The following is a 21,200-nucleotide window of genomic DNA, read 5'->3' on the forward strand; positions in this document are numbered from 1 at the left end:
ATTTTTTTAACTTTAGTAAATATTTATTTTGAAAATTTGGTTTAATTTTGTTATGATTTTAGCAATTTAATCAAGGAAAAATAATGTTTTATGAAAAAATTCAAACTCCAGCTTATATTTTAGAAGAAGATAAATTAAGAAAAAATTGTGAGCTTTTAGCAAGTGTTGGCGAAAAAAGTGGTGCTAAAGTGCTTTTAGCTTTAAAAGGTTTTGCTTTTTCAGGAGCGATGAAAATTGTTGGAGAATACCTAAAAGGTTGTACTTGTAGCGGACTTTGGGAAGCAAAATTTGCTAAAGAATACATGGATAAAGAAATTCATACTTATTCTCCTGCTTTTAAAGAAGATGAAATCGATGAAATAGCCAGTTTATCTCATCATATAGTGTTTAACTCTTTAGCTCAATTTCATAAATTTCAAAGCAAAACACAAAAAAATTCCTTAGGCCTTCGTTGTAATATTGAATTTTCTCTAGCTCCAAAAGAACTTTACAATCCTTGTGGAAGATACTCAAGACTTGGAATTCGTGCTAAAGATTTTGAAAATGTGGATTTAAGTACCATAGAAGGACTTCATTTTCACGCACTTTGCGAAGAAAGTGCTGATGCTTTAGAAGCTGTTTTAAAGGTTTTTGAAGAGAAATTTGGCAAATGGATAGGGCAAATGAAATGGGTGAATTTTGGAGGAGGACATCACATCACTAAAAAAGGCTATGATGTTGAAAAACTTATTGCTTTGTGTAAAAATTTCAGTGATAAATATGGCGTGCAAGTTTATCTTGAACCAGGCGAAGCGGTGGGTTGGCAAACAGGAAATTTGGTGGCTAGTGTAGTAGATATCATAGAAAATGAAAAACAAATTGCTATTTTAGATACTTCAAGCGAAGCACATATGCCAGATACTATCATCATGCCTTATACAAGTGAAGTTTTAAATGCTAGAATTTTAGCCACAAGAGAAAATGAAAAAATTTCAGACTTAAAAGAAAGCGAATTTTCCTATTTGCTTACTGGAAATACTTGTTTAGCGGGTGATGTAATGGGAGAATACGCCTTTGATAAAAAGCTTAAAATCGGCGATAAAATTGTTTTTTTAGATCAAATTCATTACACCATTGTGAAAAACACAACTTTTAATGGTATAAGACTTCCAAATCTCATGCTTTTAAATGCAAAAAATGAACTTCAAATGATAAGAGAATTTTCTTATAAGGATTATTCTTTAAGAAATTAGTATTATTTATAATTTGCATAAAATGTTAATTTTATTTGGAAGAGAATCAAAGATGTAAATTTTATGCAAAGTATTTTATTTTTTCAAATATAAAATCAACTCAAATATCTAATTTTCAATACTTTGGTATGATTTTTTAATATTTTAAATCCTTGTGGAATTTTATTGAAATTCAGTGATTTTTAAATCAAATAGTATTAAGATAAATCGATTTAAAAATCGGCTTTAAAATGAATATTAGGTATATTTTGCATAATATTCATTCAAGCAAAATTTAAAGCTATTTTTGAAAATTTTGAATGCATGGGGGCTTTAATGGATTTGGAAAAATTAAGATTAGCTAGAAGTCTTTATTATCAATGTCTAGGAGAGCTTTTTGTTTTTTCATTTTCTGAAGAAAGATTGTCAAAATTACAAGAGTATTTAAAGACAATGCAAGAATGTTTATTTGATGAAAATTTAAAATCAAATTTTGATATCTTGCTTAAGCATTTAGATGATGAAAATTCTATACAAGCATTTTTTAAAGAATACGATTTGCTTTTTTTAAGTCTTAAAAACAGCATTCCAACGACTTTTTCTTACATAGAAGAAGGTTTTGAAAATTCAAATCCTTTACTTTGCGTGCGTCAAATTTTAGTCAAAAGCAAAATAAGACGCAATGAAAATTTCTTTAAAGAAAGTGAAGATAGTGTTGGATTTTGTTTATTGTTGATGAGTGAATTTTTAAGGCAGAATGGAGATGATTTAGCCAAAGAGCTTTTTGAAAAAGTGATCAATAAAAGCATTGATGAGTTTTTAGGCGATGTTTTCATGAATAAAAATGCGAATTTATATAAGGAAATTGCAAGTATTGCGATGGCTTTTATGGAATTTGAAAGACTTTGCTTTGAAGTGGAAAAACCTGCAAAAATAAATTCTAAAAAAGTGCAAAACGATCTATCGCGTTCAGAATTTTTAAGAAGAGAAGCAAATAAACAAAGGAGGACTCGTGAAAAATCGCAGGGAATTTCTTAAAAAATCCGCTTTTGCCTTAGGGGCTGCTGGAGTGCTTGGTAGCACAACTTTAGCTCTAGCTAAAGATGAAGAAAGAAAAGATTTGGTTAAAGGTAAAAGTAAGAAAAAAGAAGTGCTTTTTCAAAGAAGTGCTAATTGGGAAAATTATTATATAAAGGCTGAGTAATGTCAAGTGTAGGTGAAAATATCAAGCTTACGCGTCGTTCTTTTCTTAAAATGGCAGCACTTTCAAGCCTAGCAACACCGTTGCTTGCTAGAAGTGAAACTTTAAGAGAAGCGAGTGCTGATGAGCTTAAAGAAGCTTATGAAGGTAGTAAAAAAGTAAAAACAGTTTGTACAGCCTGTTCTGTAGGCTGTGGGATTATTGCAGAAGTGCAAAATGGTGTTTGGGTGCGTCAAGAAATCGCTCAAGATCATCCTGTGAGTTCAGGTGGACATTGCTGCAAGGGATCTGATATGATCGATATGGTGCGTTCACATGTGCGTTTAAAATATCCTATGAAAAAAGAAAATGGAGAATGGAAACGCATAAGTTATGAGCAAGCTTTAAGTGAGATCGGAGAAAAACTAGCTGCTTATCGTAAAGAAAATCCTGAAAGTGTTATGTTTTTAGGTTCTGCAAAACTTAATAATGAACAAGCTTATTATATAAGAAAATTTGCAGCGTTTTTTGGAACGAACAATGTAGATCATCAAGCTAGAATTTGACACAGCGCAACAGTCGCCGGTGTGGCGAATACATTTGGTTATGGCGCTATGACAAACCATCTTGGAGACATTCAAAGAAGTAAATGTATCATTATCATTGGGGCAAATCCAGCGGTAAATCATCCTGTGGGTTTTAGACATTTCTTAAAATCAAAAGAAAAAGGTGCAAAGCTTATCGTTGTAGATCCTAGATTTACAAAAAGTGCGGCAAAAGCGGATATTTACGCAAGAATTCGTCCAGGAACTGACATTGCTTTCATGTATGGAATGTTAAAAATCATCTTTGATGAAGGCTTAGAAGATACAAAATATCTTGATGAAAGAGTTTTTGGAATTGATAAAATTCGTGAAGAAGCAGCAAAATGGACAGCTGAAGAGGTGGAAAATGTTACAGGGATCTCTAAAGAACTTTTGGTGCAAATCACTCACGAAGTAGCTAAAAACAAACCAACTACGCTTATTTGGGCTATGGGTTTAACTCAACACACTGTAGGAACTTCAAATACACGTTTAGCACCTATTGTGCAAATGGTACTTGGAAATATAGGTAAATTTGGTGGTGGAGTTAATATCTTACGCGGACACGATAATGTTCAAGGTGCTTCAGATATGGCTTGTTTGAGCGAAAATTTACCAGGTTATTATCCTTTAAATGAAGCGACTTGGAGATACTATGCCAAAATTTGGGGTGTGGATTATGAGTGGCTTTTAGGAAATTTTGTAAGTAAAGATTGGATGCATAAAACCGGACTTTCACTTGCTAGATGGTGGGCAGCGGCTTTAAATGGAAAAGATGGAAATGATGCTATCGATAACGCAGGAACGCCTTTAAAAGCTTTAGTAGTTATGGGAAATGGTATCACTTCGACTGCACAACAAGCTAAGGTTAAAGAAGGTTTGGAAGCTTTAGAGCTTTTAGTTTTAGCCGATCCTTTTGTAAATGAAGCAGGGATTATCGCAGAAAGAAAAGATGGAATTTATCTTTTACCTGCAGCAACACAGTTTGAAACAAGCGGAAGTGTAACAGCTACAAATCGTAGCGGACAATGGAGATTTAAAGTTGTAGATCCACTTTATGAAAGCATGGAAGATCAAGAAATTTTATTTGAGCTTGCTAAAAAATTAGGCTTTTATGAAGACTTTACTAAGACTTTACGCGATGAAAAAGGTGAGATTGTTTGGCCTGAAAATGCAACAAGAGAAATTGCAAAAGCAGTTAGAAGTATAGGACTTAATGGTTGGAGTCCTGAAAGGCTTAAAAAGCATACTTTATACTGGGATAAATTTGATGAGGTAACTTTAGAAGGAAAAGACGAAGTTGCTGGCGAGTATTACGGGCTTCCTTGGCCTTGTTGGAGTGATAAGCACCCAGGTTCTCCTGTACTTTATAATACCGACATTGAAGTAGCAAAAGGTGGTATGGGCTTTAGAAATAATTTTGGACTCGAGTATGAAGGAGAGAGTTTACTTGCTAAAAATGCACCTTTAAATTCACCTATTGATACAGGTTATCCACAAATTACTAAAGATAATATAGAAAAAGTTTTAGGCATTACTTTAAGTGCCCAAGAAAAAGAAAAAATGGGATCAACTTGGTCTTATGATGATAGCAATATCATAGCAACTAAATGTATAGAAAAAGGCATAGTTCCTTATGGAAATGCTAAAGCTAGAGCTGTAGTTTGGACTTTTAAAGATAAAATTCCACTCCACCGTGAGCCTTTACATTCTCCAAGAAACGATTTGGTGCAAAAATATCCAAGTTTTGAAGATCAAAAAGCACTTTACCGCGTGGATACTAAATTTGTGTCTGTGCAACAAGCTAAGGATTATTCTAAAGAATTCCCGCTTAATCTTGTTACCGCAAGACTTGTGAATTTAAATGGTGCAGGTATGGAAAATAGAGCATCTATGTATCTAACGCGTTTAACACCTGAAATGTTTTGTGAGATCAATCCTGAATTAGCAAAAGAGCAAGACATTAAAGCAGGAGATATGATTTGGGTGCATTCTCCAGAAGGTACTAAAATTCATGTAAGAGTGAAGGTTAATCCAGGTGTAGCAAAAGATATGATTTTCTTGCCTTTCCATTTTACAGGAGTTATGCAAGGCGTGGATTTAACGCACAATTTCCCAGAAGGAACTAAGCCTTATGCAAGCGGAGAAAGTGCTAATACGGTAACAAATTATGGTTATGATATCATGTGTCAGATTCCAGAGACTAAAGGTGGGCTTTGTAGAATCAGTAAGGATGGAAAATGAGTAAGGTAAATTTTGCAAATTTAGAAAAAGAACGCTTGAAATTCTTTTGTGATAATGAGCGTTGTATTGATTGTAATGGTTGTGCGGTAGCTTGTGATGAAGCACATGAGCTTCCTATTCATATTCGCCGCCGCCGTGTGATTACTTTAAATGAAGGAATTCAAGGAAAAGAAGTTTCAACTTCTATTTCTTGTATGCATTGTGATGATGCTCCTTGTTCTATCGTTTGTCCTGTGGATTGTTTTTACATCCGTGCTGATGGTATTGTTTTGCACGATAAAGAAATTTGCATAGGTTGTGGATATTGTCTTTATGCTTGTCCTTTTGGTGCACCACAATTTCCAAAAGATAGTGTTTTTGGAAATAAAGGCATTATGGATAAATGTACTATGTGTGCAGGTGGCCCTGAAGCAACGAATTCAGAAAAAGAAAGAGAACTTTATGGTCAAAATCGTATCGCAGAAGGAAAAGTTCCTGTATGTGCTGCGATGTGTTCGACAAAAGCACTTTTAGTAGGTGAAAGTTCTAAAATAGAAGAGATTTATCATAATAGACTTATGAATAGAAATTATGGCATTCCAAATCCTTCAGAAAGTTTGGAGTGGAAGATTGCTTACACAGGAAAGGAACGCTTATGAGAAAAGTATTTGTAACGCTTTTGTTAAGCGTGGTAAGTTTATTTGCTTATGGTAGCGAGAGAATGGGACAAGATACTCAAATTTGGGATTTTCATCGTATTACAAATATTCCAAATTATGATACTTTTGGCAAACTTTGGACAACTTTGCAAGGTGAATATATAGCTACTATAGCTTTAATTGCTGTTATTGCAGTGTTGTCTGCATTTGCTTTGCATTATATGGTTATAGGACCTAAGCAATTTTCACACGATGGAAAGAAAATTTATGCTTTTACATTATTTGAAAGACTTTTTCATTTTATCGCGGCAATTTCTTGGGTGATTTTAGTGCCAACTGGTTTTGTGATGATGTTTGGGGCGACTTTTGGAGGCGGACTTTTTGTAAGGGTTTGTAAAAATTTACATGCTTTTGCAACGGTTTTATTTATCATCTCTATAATCCCTATGTTTTTATGGTGGATTAAAAGAATGCTTCCTGCAAGTTATGATATCAGATGGATGATGATAGTAGGTGGTTATTTAAGCAAAGTAAAACGTCCTGTACCTGCAGGTAAGTTTAATTTTGGTCAAAAATCTTGGTATTATATTGCTGTTTTTGGTGGATTTTTGATGATAATTACAGGTGGATTTATGTATTTTCTTGATTTTAATTCCACGGCAATTCAAGGTCTTTTTGGTTTAACTCAAATTGAACTTTTAAGAATTTCAGCTATAGTGCATAATTTCTTGGGTATAGTGTGTGCAGTATTTTTTGGTGTGCATATTTATATGGCAGTATTTGCAATCAAAGGTAGCATCCATTCTATGATTAGTGGTTATAAAGAAGAAGAAGAGGTTTATATTTTACATTCTTATTGGTATAAAGAATTAAGCAATAAAAAGCAAATTGAACCTAGTTTTTCTTATGATCCTAATGTAAAAATTTAATCTTTAACCGCTATGTTATTGCATAGCGGTAGTTTTAAGCTTTTTTGAAATAAATAGAACGAATTTTATTTTATAAGTTGAATCTAAAATCTATTTTTCCATATATAAATTTGTTATTTATGTTTTTTTGATATAATATTATTTAAAGATATTTAAAGGATAAGGTATGGATCCATTATTTACAACTCAGATTTTAAAATATAAAGGTGATGAATCTTTTACATGCGATGATACTTTAGTACGTGAAATTAAGCTTGAAATTTTTATTAATGATGAAAAAGTAGGTGCTTTAATGGCAACTCCTGTAGATGAACAGGCATTAGCAATAGGGTATTTAATGAGCGAAAATATCATTGCAAAAGTAAGCGATATTGAGAACATAGAAACAAAAGATGATGGTATGAGTGTGCATATCAAAGCAAAGATTGATAAAGAAAATTTAGTAAAGCTTAATGCTGAAGGCGTAGTTATAAGTGGTTGTGGTAGAGCACATACTGCAAATATCGATTTAGAAGCTATTGAAGCGAGTAAAATTAGTTCTGATGTAAAATTTAGCAAAGATGAAATTTTAAAACAAATGAGCACTTTTTATACTCAATGTGAGCTTTATGAGAAAACAGGCTGTGTGCATACGGCTAAGCTTTTTGTAGATGAGAAAACTTTTTTTATAGGTGAAGATATAGCTCAACATAATACCATAGATAAAGCTTTAGGAAAAGTACGTTTAGCTGGGGTTGATTTAAGTCAATGTTTTTTAATGGTTAGTGGAAGGCTAAGTTCTGAAATGGTAGCTAAAGCAGTTATGCATAAAATTCCAGTGCTTGTTTCACGCACGGCTCCTACTTGTTTAGGGGTTATGATAGCAAGAAAATTTGATTTAACGCTTTGTGGTTTTGCTAGAGAAAATAAGATCAATATTTATAGTGGAGAATTTAGAATTCATGGATAAAAATCAAGAAAAAGAAATCATCTCATACATGAGAGAATTGTTAAATAGTAATGAAAAATTAGATTGTGGTACGGCTTTTAAAATTGCAAAGAAATTTAATATAAATATAGAAAAAATCGGACAATTAGCCGATGAAAATCACATGAGAATTGATAATTGCGAGTTGGGGCAATTTGGACATTTAGATTTTGAAAAAGCAAAGATTGAAGTGCTTAAAAAAATAGAACCTAGTTTAGATGAAAAGCGTAGAATTTTTTGTAAAGATGCAAGAGATATTGCTAAAGAAGGTTGTGGACTTAAAAGTATGCGTTCAGCTTTAAAAGCTTATAAGGTTGATGTAAAGTATTGTCAACTTGGTTGTTTTAAAGAAAAAAAAGGTAAGCAATTTATAGTAAGAACAAAAACTTGGATTGAAAATGCGGATGGAGATTTGCTTTTTGGACGAGGAAAAACAGAACTTTTAGAGCTTATCGGACAAACAGGTAGTTTATTGCATGCTTCTAAACTTATGGGGATTAATTATAAAAAAGCTTGGATGCATTTACAAACCTTACAAAAAAATTCTCAAGAAATTTTAGTTAGCACACGACAAGGACGCTCTAAAGAATCAGGAACAAAACTTACTCCTAGAGCTTTGGAATTAATGGAAAATTACTCTATTTTACAAAAGGACATAGAAGAATACGCTAATAAACGCTTTAAAGAATTGTTCTTAAAAGGAAAAAAATAAATCTTCTATCAAAAAATACTAATACATAATATTTTTATAATTAATTAATAGTATTTTTTTAAAAAATATGTTAAAATATAAAATCCAAAATTTTATTTTAGGAGTTATTAAGATGTTTAAATCTTTAAATATAGGTTTAAAACTTATTTTTTCTGTAGCAACTGTTGTTGTTATTGGGCTTATTATTCTAATTTCATTAATCACAAAACAAGTAAGTCAAAATATTACCAAAAATACAGAAGATATTCTAGCTTCTATCACGAAAGAATATGCTACCCAAACTCAAGGAATTTTTGGGGAAATGATTGCTTTAAATAAAAGTATTTCAGGTACTTTAACAGAAATGTTTAGATCAACTTCAAAAGAAAATTTAGATATAGACAGTATAACAAATATTATAACCAATACTTTTGATAATAGTGCTTATTCTAATTTTACTTATTTGTATCTTATCGATCCGCCAGAATATTTTAAAGAGGAGAGTAAATTTTTCAATACTCAAAGTGGAAAATTTGTTATGCTTTATGTTGATGAAGAAAAAGATAGTAAAGGCGGGATAAAAGCAATACAAGCTAGTGATGAAATAGCTAATTTACAAGTTGTGCAAGATATATTAAAAAAAGCAAAATATGGGGAAAATAAAGTATATATAGGACGTCCTATTAGGATGAATTTAGAAGGTCAAGATTTTGATGCTGTAAATATTGCTATGCCTATATTTGACCGAAAGAATCAAGTTGTAGGTGTTATCGGTATGACTTTGAATTTTTCGGCTATTGCTACTTATCTTTTAGATCCCAAGAGTCAAAAATATGATGGAGAATTAAGAGTTCTTTTAAATTCAGATGGTCTTGTTGCAATTCACCCTAATAAAAATTTGGTTTTAAAAAATTTAAAAGATGTCAATCCTAACAAAGGCGCACAAGAGACTTATAAGGCTATGAGCGAAGGAAAAAATGGAGTTTTTAACTATATAGCTTTTGATGGTGATGATTCTTATGCCGCGATTAATAGTTTTAAAGTGCAAGATAGCTCTTGGACGGTTTTGGTAACTGCCCCTAAATATTCAGTTTTTGAACCTTTGAAAAAATTACAATTAATTATTATTAGCGCATCTTTTATTTTTATTTTTGTTGTTTTGGGAGTGGTTTATTATTGCGTAAGAAAAATTGTTGCAACAAGATTACCAATTATTCTTAACTCTTTAGAATCTTTTTTCCGTTTCTTAAATCATGAAAAAATTGAGCTTAAATTAATTAAAATTCGAGCCAATGATGAATTAGGGGCAATGGGTAGAATCATAAATGAAAATATTGAAAAGATTCAAATATCTTTAGAGCAAGATCAAAATGCTGTAGATGAATCGGTGCAAACTGCTAAAGAAATCGAAAAAGGTAATTTAACTGCAAGAATTACTAAAAATCCTATAAACCCTCAATTAGTAGAACTTAAAAATGTTCTTAATAGAATGCTTGATGTTTTGCAAAGTAAAATTGGTTCTAATATGAATGAAATTAATAGAGTTTTTGATAGTTATAAAGCGCTTGATTTTAGCACAGAGGTGCTTGATGCTAAAGGCGAAGTTGAGATTACAACTAATATTTTAGGTAAAGAAATTAAAAAGATGCTTGTAGCTTCTTCAAATTTTGCTAAAGATTTAGCCAATCAGTCAGAAGAGTTAAAAAATTCTATGCAAAAACTTGCTGATGGCTCTAATGCACAAGCGAGTTCTTTAGAACAATCGGCTGCAGCTGTAGAGGAGATTAATTCTTCTATGCAAAATGTAAGTGGAAAAACAGTTGAGGTTGCTTCGCAAGCTGATGATATAAAAAATATTGTCAATGTGATTAAAGATATCGCTGAGCAAACGAATCTTCTTGCTTTAAATGCAGCTATTGAAGCTGCACGTGCTGGAGAACATGGGCGTGGTTTTGCAGTTGTTGCAGATGAGGTAAGACAGCTTGCGGAAAGAACAGGAAAATCCTTATCTGAAATCGAGGCAAATATTAATATACTTGTTCAAAGCGTAAATGAAGTAGCAGAATCTGTAAAAGAACAAACAGCAGGAATCACACAGATTAACGATGCTATAGCACAACTTGAAACTGTAACTAAGGAAAATGTCGAAGTTGCAAATGTTACCAATAATATAACAAATGAAGTCAATCAAATTGCTGCGGCAATTCTTGAAGATGTGAATAAAAAAAGATTTTAAAAAAAGCTCATTTTTGAGCTTTTGAATTTTTTCTATATTATTTAAAATTTTTAAACACAAAACAAGTGATAAAATAATATTATTTTTCAAAGCTAATATCAAGGAAAAATAATGAAAATTGATTGTCGCAATCTTTCTTGTCCTCAGCCTATAGTTGAAACAAAAAACGCTCTTGAAAAACTTCAAGAAAATGAAATTTTAGAAATTGTTTTAAATTCTATTATTTCAAAAAATAATGTTGTAAAATTTCTTAACTCTTTAAATTTAAATCCTATTATAGATGAAAATGCACAAGAGTTTTGCATCAAAGTGCAAAAAAAGAATTTTAATTCTAGTGAAGTAAATATTCACGATTATAATGTTTTATTTTTAAAAACCGATAAAGTGGGTGAGGGCGAATTGGGACAAAATTTACTTGTAGGATTTTTAAGTACCTTAAAAAATTTAGATCATGCTCCAAGTAAAATTCTTTGCGTAAATGAAAGTGTTTTAATCAATGTTGATGAAAATCATAAAGCACATTTAGCTATGAAAGAACTTGAAAATTTAGGTATTGAGATCATAAGTTGCGGAGCTTGTTTGGAATTTTTTAATAAAAGCAAAGAACTTAAAATAGGAAATATAGGCAATGCTTATGAAATTTTAAACGAGCTTTTTGGTAAAGCAAAAATTATTACTTTGTAAAGGAAAAACACTGCAATATAAAAATCAAAATTTAACCCATTTTGTTAAAGCAGCAGGTTGAGCAGCGAAATTAAGCCCGGGTGGTCTTAAAACAATTTTAAATTTCATGCAAAAAACTCCTGCCTTACTTAGTGATATCGGAAATAATGAAGATGCAAGCGTATATCAAATCAGCCGCGATTTAGCTTTGGTGCAAACGCTTGATTTTATCACTCCTATAGTAGATAGTGCTTATCATTTTGGTGCTATTGCCGCAGCAAATGCTTTAAGCGATGTTTTTGCTATGGGTGCAGAGGTGATTAATGCCTTAAATATAGTAGGTTTTGATACTTGTAATCATGATTTAAATATCTTAAAAGAGCTTTTAGAAGGTGCAAATGATAAGGTTCGAGAATGCAATGCTTTAGTTGTGGGTGGCCATACTATAGAAAGCACTGAGATTTTTTTTGGACTTAGTGTTACAGGAAAAGTACATCCTAGTAAATTTATTGCTAATAATACGGCTAAAGTTGGAGATTGTATCATTTTAACCAAGCCTTTAGGAATAGGAATTTTAAGTACAGCTTTAAAGGCACAAATGCTAAATCAAAAACATTTAGATATAATGCTTAAAAGTATGATGGAGTTAAATTATAAAGCCAGTCAAATTGCTCTTAAATTTCACCCAAGTGCCATGAGTGATGTCACAGGTTTTGGGCTTTTAGGACATTTAAAAGAAATGCTAAATAAAAATATTTCTTTTGAAATTTTTGAAAGTGAACTTCCTTTTTTAGATGGAGTAAAAGAGTATTTTAATATGGGTTTAATTCCTGCTGGAGCTTATAAAAATTTAGAATTTATAAAAGAATTTATCCCTGATTTAAATGAAGAAAAATTATTACTTTGTGATCCGCAAACTTCAGGAGGACTTTTAATTTCTATAAGTGAAAAAGAATCCTTAGAATGTTTAAAAAAACTAGAAGATGAAAATATTCAAGCTAAAATTATTGCTAAGGTTGCAAATAAGCAAGAAAATGATATTATCATTTCTTAATTTTTGTTACTTATATACCCATTAAAATTTTTTTTATCATTTTTTATACATTTTCTATGATTCAAAATATTATTTTTTATCTTATTTATATATTATTTATTAAAATTTATTTTATCTTAGGAGATACGAAATGATACAAAAAGCTTTAACCTTAGCTGAAGAATTGCAAGGACAAATAGAAGCCAATATTTCAAATTCTGAAAAAGAATTTCATGCTAAAATGCAAAAACTTCTTAATAATCCCAAAAATAAAGTTATGCTTATAGAACTTTTAGATCGTTCTTTTAGATGTAAAGATAAAAATGCAAGTTTTGAGCTTATAGAATATACTTTGAGTAAATATGGCATAGCGGATTTTTTTAGCACTTTTGAAAAATTCCTACTTTTTAGCTTTTTAAATTTTGGCAAATTTGCTCCTAATTTAAGTGTACCTTTTTTTGTCAAACATTTAAGAGAAGATACTAAAGCTATGGTTCTAGATGCAAACCCTAGTGTTTTAGAACCACATATTAAGAAAAGAAAAGAGCAAGATAAAATTACCTTAAATGTGAATTTAATCGGCGAAGAGGTTTTAGGTGAAGCTGAGAGTAAATATCGTATGCAAAAATATGAAGAGGCTTTAAAATCAAGTTATATCACTTATATTTCCATAAAAATTACTACTATTTTTTCACAAATTAATATTATAGATTTTGATTATTCCAAAGAAGAGGTAGTAAAAAGACTAAATTATCTTTATGCTTTAGCCTTAGAAGAAGAGAAAAAACAAGGTGTATCTAAATTTATCAATCTGGATATGGAAGAATTTAGAGATTTAGAACTTACTGTCGCAGCTTTTATGGAAAGTGTGGCTAAATTTGATATTAAAGCGGGGATTGTTTTGCAAGCTTATATTCCTGATTCTTATGAGTATCTTAAAAAACTTTTTGCTTTTTCAAAAGAGAGGGTTTTAAAAGGTATGAAGCCTATTAAGATCCGTTTTGTTAAGGGTGCTAATATGGAAAGTGAAGAAACTATTGCATCTCAAAAAGGCTGGGAGCTTCCTACTTTTTACAAAAAAATAGATACTGATAGCAATTATAATAAAATGCTTGATTTTATTCTTGAAGGAGATAATTATAAATACATCAACATAGGAATTGCAAGTCATAATATCTTTGAGATTGCTTATGCTTATACACGCATAAGTGAAGCGGGTGCTTTAGATTCTTTTACTTTTGAAATGCTTGAAGGTATGAGTTTGCAATGTTCTTATGAATTATCTAAAATGCATGATTTAATCCTTTATGCCCCAGTTTGTGATGAAGCACATTTTAACAATGCCATTGCTTATCTTGTAAGACGCCTTGATGAAAATACAAGTGAAGATAATTTTATGCGTTATTTTTTCAATCTTAAAGTAGGAGATGAAAATTGGAAGGCTCAAAAAGAACTTTTTTTAAAATCTTTAGAAGGCATAAAAACTCTTGATAATATTACACATCGCAAGCAAGATAGAAATAAAGAATCAAATATCATAAGTTCTTATGAAAGTAAAAAATTTAGCAACGAAAGTGATACGGATTTTATTTTAGCGCAAAATAGAGTATGGGCTAAAGAAATTAAAGCTAAATATGAAAATTTAAAAGATTATGATGTTTATCCTGTCATAGGTGAGCTTGATTTTAAAGCAGAAAATTTAAATGTTTTAGAAGTTAAAGATAAGATTGAAGATAGGGTGATAGGAAAGGCTTATTTAGCCGGAGAAAAAGAAATCAAACAAGCTTTAGAAGTAGCTAAAAATTCCAAATTTATACAAAAAAGTCATGATGAAATTTATCAAATTTTAGCCAAAAGTGCAAAACTTATGAGAGAAAGAAGAGGGGATTTGATAGGTTTGGCAGCTTTAGAAGTGGGCAAAACCTTTTTAGAGATCGATCCAGAAGTGAGTGAGGCTATTGATTTTATAGAGTTTTATCCGCATTCTTTAGAAGAGCTTAAAAAGCAAAATCCAAAAGTTACATTCACACCTAAAGGCATAGGGGTTACCATAGCTCCTTGGAATTTTCCTATAGGGATTTCAGTAGGTACTATAGCTGCACCACTAGCTGCAGGTAATGTGGTGATTTATAAACCTTCTTCACTTTCAACCCTAACAGGTTATATGCTTTGTAAGTGTTTTTGGGATGCAGGTATTCCAAAAGATGCTTTGATTTTCTTACCTTCAAAAGGAAGCGATATTTCAAAATATTTACTTGTTGATGAAGCGATTAAATTTTCAATTCTTACAGGAGGAGAGGATACCGCTTATGCTATGTTAAAAGCTAATCCAACCTTGCTTTTAAGTGCTGAAACGGGAGGAAAGAATGCGACTATAGTTTCTAAATTTGCTGATCGTGATAGTGCGATTAAAAATATCATTCATTCTGCGTTTAGCAATAGCGGTCAAAAATGTTCAGCTACTTCTTTGCTAGTCTTAGAAGAAGAGGTTTATCATGATGAAGAATTTAAAAAGACTTTAGTGGATGCTGCAAGTTCTATGGCAGTGGGCAGTCCTTTTGAATTTAAAAATAAATTAGGTGCTTTAGCTGATAAGCCAAGTTCTAAAGTTCAAAAGGCTTTGGATGAATTACAACCTTATGAAGAATGGGCATTAAAACCTAAGTTTTTAAAGGATAATCCTTATTTAATGACTCCAGGCATAAAATACGGCACTAAAAAGGGTGATTTTACCCATATGAATGAACTTTTTGTGCCGATTTTAAGTGTGATGAAGGCTAAAGACTTAAAAGAAGCTATTGATATAGTAAATTCCACAGGTTATGGTTTAACTGCAGGTTTTGAAAGCTTAGATGAAAGAGAATGGGAGTATTTTCACACTCACATAGAAGCAGGAAATATTTATATCAACAAACCAACCACAGGGGCTATAGTGCTTCGCCAACCTTTTGGTGGAATTAAAAAATCAGCTATAGGTTTGGGTAGAAAAGTAGGAATTTATAATTATATCACTCAATTTTTAGAGATTAAGCAAGAAGATTTTGATGATCATTTAATTGAAGATAAATTTTCAAAAAAATTAGCACAAATAGATTTAAAAGAATCACAAGATTTTATGAACGATTTAATTAAAATGTCTCAATCTTATGCTTATCATTATAAAAATGAGTTTAGTGTTTCAAAAGATTATGTCAATATTCGTGGAGAAGATAATCTTTTTTCTTATACTAAAATAAAGAATATGGTTTTAAGACTTTGTGGAAATGAAAGCTTAAAAGATGTTTTAGGGGTGATTTTAGGTGCAAATATTGCAAATATTGATCTAAGTATTAGTTATGATGAACAAGATATTAGTATGATGGAACAAATTGTTCAAAGTATAGGAGCAAAAGTACTATTTTTAAAAGAAAATAAAGAAAATTTTATCAAGAGTATTAAAGAATATGAAAGAGTGCGTTATTTGGCAAAGCCAGATGTAAATGATGAGATTTATAAAGAGGCTGCAAAGCTTGCTAAAATCATCATAAGAGAAAAGCCATTGTTAAATGGTCGTTTTGAACTTTTAAATTATTTTAATGAAAAAGCTTTAAGTATATCTTTTCATCGCTATGGAAATTTAGGCATTAGAGCAATATCTTAATAATTAAGGAGAGATTGATGGAAGTAGTTCAAATTAATACCCCAATAGCAGTGATGTTTGTAGTTTATGCCTTATTGATGCTTTATATAGGTTTTTATTTTTATAAACAAAATAAAAATTCAGAAGATTATTTTTTAGGTGGGCGTACTATGGGGCCTGTGATATCTGCACTTAGCGCAGGGGCTTCTGATATGAGTGGTTGGCTTTTAATGGGTTTACCAGGAGCTTTATATGTAAGTGGTTTTATAGATTCTTATATTGCAATTGGACTTACTATAGGAGCTAGTTTAAATTGGATTTTTGTGGCAAAAAGACTTAGAATTTATACCAGCGTGATTGCAAATTCTTTGACTATTCCTGATTATTTTGAAACTCGTTTTGATGATGATAAACATATACTGCGCATCGTATGTGCGGTGGTAATTTTGATATTTTTTACCTTTTATGTTTCATCAGGGCTTGTAAGTGGAGCAAAACTTTTTGAAAGTACTTTTGGTATCAGATATGATTATGCTTTAACTACTGGAACGATTATTATTGTTGCTTATACTTTTTTAGGTGGATATAAGGCAGTTTGTTGGACGGATATGATACAAGGGCTTTTAATGATGATGGCTTTAATCATTGTGCCTTTGGTTATGCTTTATCATTTAGGTGGCTTTGGTGAAGCGATGAATATAGTAAGAGAAATAAAGCCACAAGCTTTATCTATGGGCGAAGGAGTAGGAGTTATAAGCATTATATCTGCACTTGCTTGGGGTTTGGGTTATTTTGGTCAACCACATATTTTAGTGCGTTTTATGTCGATTCGTTCTACTAAAGATATTCCTATGGCCACTTTTATAGGTATTGCTTGGATGGCGGTTTGTCTTTTAAGTGCTTGTATGATAGGTATTTTGGGTATAGCTTATGTGTATAAATTTGAATTAAGTTTGCAAGATCCTGAAAAGATTTTCATCGTGATGTCGCAACTTTTATTTAATCCTTGGATAGCAGGTATTTTACTCAGTGCTATTTTAGCGGCTATTATGAGTACGGCAAGTTCACAATTGCTGGTTTCAAGTTCTACTATAGCAGAAGATTTTTATAAAAAGATTTTTAGAGAAGATGCGCCAAGTCATGTTGTATTAAATTTAGGTAAATTAGGTGTTTTACTAGTAGCTGTAATAGCGTTTTTGATTTCTACTGATAAAAATTCAAGTGTTTTGAGTATAGTTTCTTATGCATGGGCTGGATTTGGAGCTTCTTTTGGTTCTGTAATGCTTTTTTCTTTATTTTGGAGTAGGATGACAAGAGTAGGAGCGATTTTAGGTATGATAACAGGAGCTGCTACTGTGGTACTTTGGAAGAATTTTGCAAATTCGGGTCTTTATGAAATAGTTCCAGGATTTTTAGCAGCTTCGGTGGTGATTATTATTGCAAGTTTACTTACTAATGTCCGCTCAGGAACTAAAGCTGCTTATGAAAGGATGTTAAAAGAGCTTTGAAAATCTCTAAAAATCCCTACTTTTGTAGGGATAATTGTGTATAATTTCCTAAATTATATTTTTAGGTTTTTTTATGAATGATTTAATGACGCAAAATGACAACACTACTATTATTACAGAATATAAATTCACACCAAAAGAGCCAAAAGCTTATCAAAGCGAAGAGGATTTAGAAAGATTTCTTATTAAAGAACTTACACTTCAAGGCTATGAGCGATTAAATTTAAGCCATATAAACGATCTTGAATCTAATTTTAAATTACAACTTCAAAGGCTTAATAATATCTCTTTTTCACCGACAGAATGGGAAAGTTTTTATAAGCAAAATATCACTAATCTTAAGCTAACTTTTGAAGATAAAACTAAAATGCTTCAAAGTGATGGTTTTACACTTACACTTGAAAAAGAAGATGGAAGCAAGAAAAATATTATTTTGATAGATAGAGTTAATCCTATTAATAATCACCTTCAAGTTATCTCGCAGTTAAAAAATGAAAATGGAGAATTTAAAAATCGCTATGATGTTAGCATTTTAGTAAATGGACTGCCTTTAGTGCATATTGAGCTAAAAAGGCGTGGGGTGAATCTAAAAGAAGCTTTCAATCAAATCAGGCGTTATCAAAAAGAAAGCTTTTTAGAGGGCAATGCACTTTATGAATTTGTGCAAATTTTTATTATTTCAAATGGCACACTTACTAAATACTATAGCAACACAAACCAGCACAAAGCTAAAAAATCACAAAACGATAATTATGCTTTTTGTATGAGTTTTTCAGATGCTAAAAACAATATTATCGAAGATTTAGAAGACTTTGCAAAAACCTTTTTAGCTAAAAGAAATTTGCTTAATATCCTTACAAAATATTGTGTTTTTAATGCAGATAATGAATTGCTTATTATGCGTCCTTATCAAATCGCAGCAAGTGAGAGGATTATAGATAAAATTAAAATCGCCCATAATCACAAACATTATGGCAGTGTAGAAGCAGGGGGCTATATATGGCATAGCACAGGAAGCGGAAAGACTTTAACTTCCTTTAAAACAGCGATTTTAGCCACAAAACTAAACTTTATTCAAAAAGTGCTTTTTGTTGTAGATAGGAAAGATTTAGACTATCAAACGCAAAAAGAATATGATAAATTTGAAAAAGGTGCAGCTAATGCCACTAAAAATACCAATGAGCTAAAGCGTCGCATAGAAAGCACAAAAGAAGATGAGAAAATTATCATTACCACAATTCAAAAGCTTTCAAAATTCGTGCAAAAATATGAAAATTCTCGCATTTTTGATTCTGAAATCGTCTTTATTTTTGATGAATGCCATAGAAGTCAATTTGGCTTAATGCACGAACAAATTATCAAAAAATTTAAAAAATACTATATTTTTGGTTTTACTGGCACGCCGATTTTTGAAGAAAATGCTAGCAAAAATTATTTTGTTAATAGTGATAAAAATTTAGAGCTTAAAACCACGCAAAGCACTTTTGGTGCTTGTTTGCATTCCTATACGATTTTAAATGCAATAAAAGATAAAAATGTCTTACCTTTTAAAGTAAGTTATCATTCTACAATGAAGCAAATTGAAAGTAATTCAGATAAGAAAATTCTAACCATTGATAGAGAATCAAGCCTTTTAAATGATGAAAGAATAGAAAAAATCACAAGCTATATTTTAGAGAATTTTAATCGTCATACCAAAAGACAAAACGCTTATATGCTTAAAAATCAAAGAGTGCAAGGTTTTAACGCTATTTTTGCTACCGCTAGTGTGGATTTTGCCAAAAAATATTATGAAGAATTTAGCAGACAATTAAAACAAAACAAACAAGATTTAAAAGTTGGCATTATTTACTCTTATGAACAAAATGAAGATTTAGATGAGTTTGCAAGTGATAGTCAAAGTGCAAAAGAGTTTTTAAGTAATGCGATAAAAGATTATAATAGCTATTTTAAAAGTGATTTTAGCTTAGAAAAATTTGATAATTATTATAAAGATATATCCCAAAAGCTTAAAAATAAAGAGCTAGATTTGCTTATAGTTGTTAATATGTTTTTAACAGGTTTTGATTCTAAAACGATCAATACTCTTTATGTGGATAAAAATCTCAAATACCACGGATTATTGCAGGCTTTTTCACGCACCAATAGAATCTTAAATGAGCAAAAAAATTGCGGTAATGTCGTGTGTTTTAGGGATTTAGAAAATGCCACAAATGAAAGCTTAAAAATGTTTGGTGATGAAAAAGCATCAAGCATTGTTTTGCTAGAAAATTTTGCTTTTTATTTTGAAAAATATAGTGCGTTAGTGGATGCATTAAAACAAAAATTTGAACTTTTAAATTTTCCATTAAAAAAGCAAAAAGAGCAACAAGAATTCATCAAAATTTTCAATGAAATTTTAAAACTAGAAAATATTTTAAATCTTTTTGATGAATTTAAAAACCCTTTAAACATCAGAGATAAGCAAGATTATCAAAGCCATTATTTAGAGCTTTACAACACTCTAAGAAAAGAGAAAGAAAAAGAAAATATCAATGATGATTTAATCTTTGAAATCGAGCTGATTAAACAAAATGAGATCAATGTAGACTTTATATTGTTCTTGCTTGAAGAGTATCACAAAGATTCCAAAGAAAAGACAAAAGAAAATATTTTAAAAACCATTATTTCAAACCCAAGCCTAAGGGATAAAAAAGAGCTAATCGAAGGGTTTTTAAATGAGATTGATCATAATAAAAATAGCGATTATAAAAGCCTTTTTGAAAGTTTTATGCAAAGAAAAAAAGAGCAAGAATTACAAAAAATCATAGAAGACGAAAATCTAAATGAATATTTGACAAAAGAATATTTAGATGAAGCCTTTGGGCTAAATTTCTTCCAAGATAAAGGAGAGGGCATAGGAAGACTTTTACCGCTTATTAATCCTTTTGCTCCAAAGAGTGAAGGAAATGATGAAAAACGACAACAAATCATTAATAAACTTAAGAGTTTTTTTGATAAATTTGTAGTTTTTCTTAAAAAGGAAGAGAATGAATAAAATAGAAAAATTATTAAATGAGCTTTGTCCTAATGGCGTGGAGTTTAAGAGTTTATGGGAAATTGGGGAGTTGTCAAATACAGGAGTTGATAAAAAAATAAGAGAAAACCAAAAAGAAGTTTTTCTTTTAAATTTTTTAGATGTGATGAATAATCACTATATTAATAAAAATATTCCTTCAATGAAAGTAACTGCCTCAGAAGCTGAAATACAAAAATGTAATATTTTAAAAAATGATTTATTTATTACTCCATCGTCTGAGAATATTAATGAAATTGGTTTTGCTTCTGTTGCAATTGAAGATATGCCTAATGTTTGTTATAGTTATCATATTATGCGTTTTAGGATTTTCAATAGACAAATTAATCCTTATTTTTTGAGATATTGTTTTGATTCTGAGAATCTGCGAAAACAAATTTTAAAAAATGCACAAGGAATTACTAGATTTGGTTTAACTCAACCCAAGTGGAAAAATCTCCAAATCCCAATTCCGCCGCTTGAAATTCAAGAAGAGATAGTAAAGATTTTAGATACTTTTACAGAGCTAGAAGCAGAGCTAGAAGCAGAGCTAGAAGCCCGCCGCCGTCAATATGAGTATTATCGCAACAAGCTTTTATCTTTTGAGTATCTAAAAACTAATGGGGGGGGTATGAGCTAAAA

General features: G+C 30.9%; 15 protein-coding genes. All 15 read left to right on the forward strand.

Translation table 11 applies throughout. From position 1 onward, the window contains the following. Window positions 1-83 precede the first annotated feature (83 nt). Window positions 84-1,232: a carboxynorspermidine decarboxylase gene (nspC, locus tag AJ930_RS00230; protein WP_070274654.1), complete on the forward strand. Its 1,149-nt coding sequence runs from the start codon at window positions 84-86 to the stop codon at window positions 1,230-1,232. Window positions 1,233-1,535: 303 nt separating this feature from the next. Further along, window positions 1,536-2,249 (forward strand): TorD/DmsD family molecular chaperone, encoded by a 714-nt coding sequence (locus AJ930_RS00235; protein ID WP_083263138.1) that lies wholly within the window; start codon window positions 1,536-1,538, stop codon window positions 2,247-2,249. Next, window positions 2,224-2,415: a twin-arginine translocation signal domain-containing protein gene (locus tag AJ930_RS00240; protein ID WP_002851537.1), complete on the forward strand. Its 192-nt coding sequence runs from the start codon at window positions 2,224-2,226 to the stop codon at window positions 2,413-2,415. Before AJ930_RS00235 ends, AJ930_RS00240 begins: the two co-directional genes overlap by 26 nt. After that, a complete protein-coding gene (locus AJ930_RS00250; RefSeq protein WP_261659454.1) occupies window positions 2,415-5,219 on the forward strand; it encodes a formate dehydrogenase subunit alpha in 2,805 nt (934 codons plus the stop codon). Before AJ930_RS00240 ends, AJ930_RS00250 begins: the two co-directional genes overlap by 1 nt. Continuing rightward, complete coding sequence (gene fdh3B, locus AJ930_RS00255; RefSeq protein ID WP_002851264.1) at window positions 5,216-5,857, forward strand: formate dehydrogenase FDH3 subunit beta; 642 nt, start codon at window positions 5,216-5,218, stop codon at window positions 5,855-5,857. Before AJ930_RS00250 ends, fdh3B begins: the two co-directional genes overlap by 4 nt. Then, a complete protein-coding gene (locus AJ930_RS00260; protein WP_002867229.1) occupies window positions 5,854-6,786 on the forward strand; it encodes a formate dehydrogenase subunit gamma in 933 nt (310 codons plus the stop codon). Before fdh3B ends, AJ930_RS00260 begins: the two co-directional genes overlap by 4 nt. 166 nt (window positions 6,787-6,952) lie before the next feature. Continuing rightward, a complete protein-coding gene (fdhD, locus tag AJ930_RS00265) occupies window positions 6,953-7,735 on the forward strand; it encodes a formate dehydrogenase accessory sulfurtransferase FdhD (protein WP_070233864.1) in 783 nt (260 codons plus the stop codon). Further along, window positions 7,728-8,465: a winged helix-turn-helix domain-containing protein gene (locus tag AJ930_RS00270; protein ID WP_002862159.1), complete on the forward strand. Its 738-nt coding sequence runs from the start codon at window positions 7,728-7,730 to the stop codon at window positions 8,463-8,465. The genes fdhD and AJ930_RS00270 overlap by 8 nt, the downstream gene beginning before the upstream one ends. A gap of 112 nt (window positions 8,466-8,577) precedes the next feature. After that, entirely contained in the window at window positions 8,578-10,680 is a 2,103-nt protein-coding gene (ccaA, locus tag AJ930_RS00275) for an aspartate chemotaxis receptor CcaA (RefSeq protein ID WP_002862158.1), read from the forward strand. A gap of 111 nt (window positions 10,681-10,791) precedes the next feature. Then, window positions 10,792-11,364: a sulfurtransferase-like selenium metabolism protein YedF gene (yedF, locus tag AJ930_RS00280; protein ID WP_002867054.1), complete on the forward strand. Its 573-nt coding sequence runs from the start codon at window positions 10,792-10,794 to the stop codon at window positions 11,362-11,364. A gap of 10 nt (window positions 11,365-11,374) precedes the next feature. After that, a complete protein-coding gene (gene selD, locus AJ930_RS00285) occupies window positions 11,375-12,397 on the forward strand; it encodes a selenide, water dikinase SelD (protein ID WP_083263141.1) in 1,023 nt (340 codons plus the stop codon). Between the two features lie 130 nt (window positions 12,398-12,527). After that, complete coding sequence (locus AJ930_RS00290; protein ID WP_070274657.1) at window positions 12,528-16,016, forward strand: proline dehydrogenase family protein; 3,489 nt, start codon at window positions 12,528-12,530, stop codon at window positions 16,014-16,016. Window positions 16,017-16,033: 17 nt separating this feature from the next. Then, complete coding sequence (gene putP / locus AJ930_RS00295; RefSeq protein WP_070274658.1) at window positions 16,034-17,503, forward strand: sodium/proline symporter PutP; 1,470 nt, start codon at window positions 16,034-16,036, stop codon at window positions 17,501-17,503. Between the two features lie 73 nt (window positions 17,504-17,576). Continuing rightward, a complete protein-coding gene (locus AJ930_RS00300) occupies window positions 17,577-20,540 on the forward strand; it encodes a type I restriction endonuclease subunit R (RefSeq protein WP_070274659.1) in 2,964 nt (987 codons plus the stop codon). Then, window positions 20,533-21,198, forward strand: coding sequence for a restriction endonuclease subunit S (locus AJ930_RS09905; RefSeq protein WP_083263139.1), 666 nt, complete (start codon window positions 20,533-20,535; stop codon window positions 21,196-21,198). The genes AJ930_RS00300 and AJ930_RS09905 overlap by 8 nt, the downstream gene beginning before the upstream one ends. Window positions 21,199-21,200: the final 2 nt, after the last annotated feature.

Origin of the sequence: Campylobacter sp. BCW_6871, assembly GCF_001762325.1 — a bacterium.
Lineage (GTDB): Bacteria > Campylobacterota > Campylobacteria > Campylobacterales > Campylobacteraceae > Campylobacter_D > Campylobacter_D jejuni.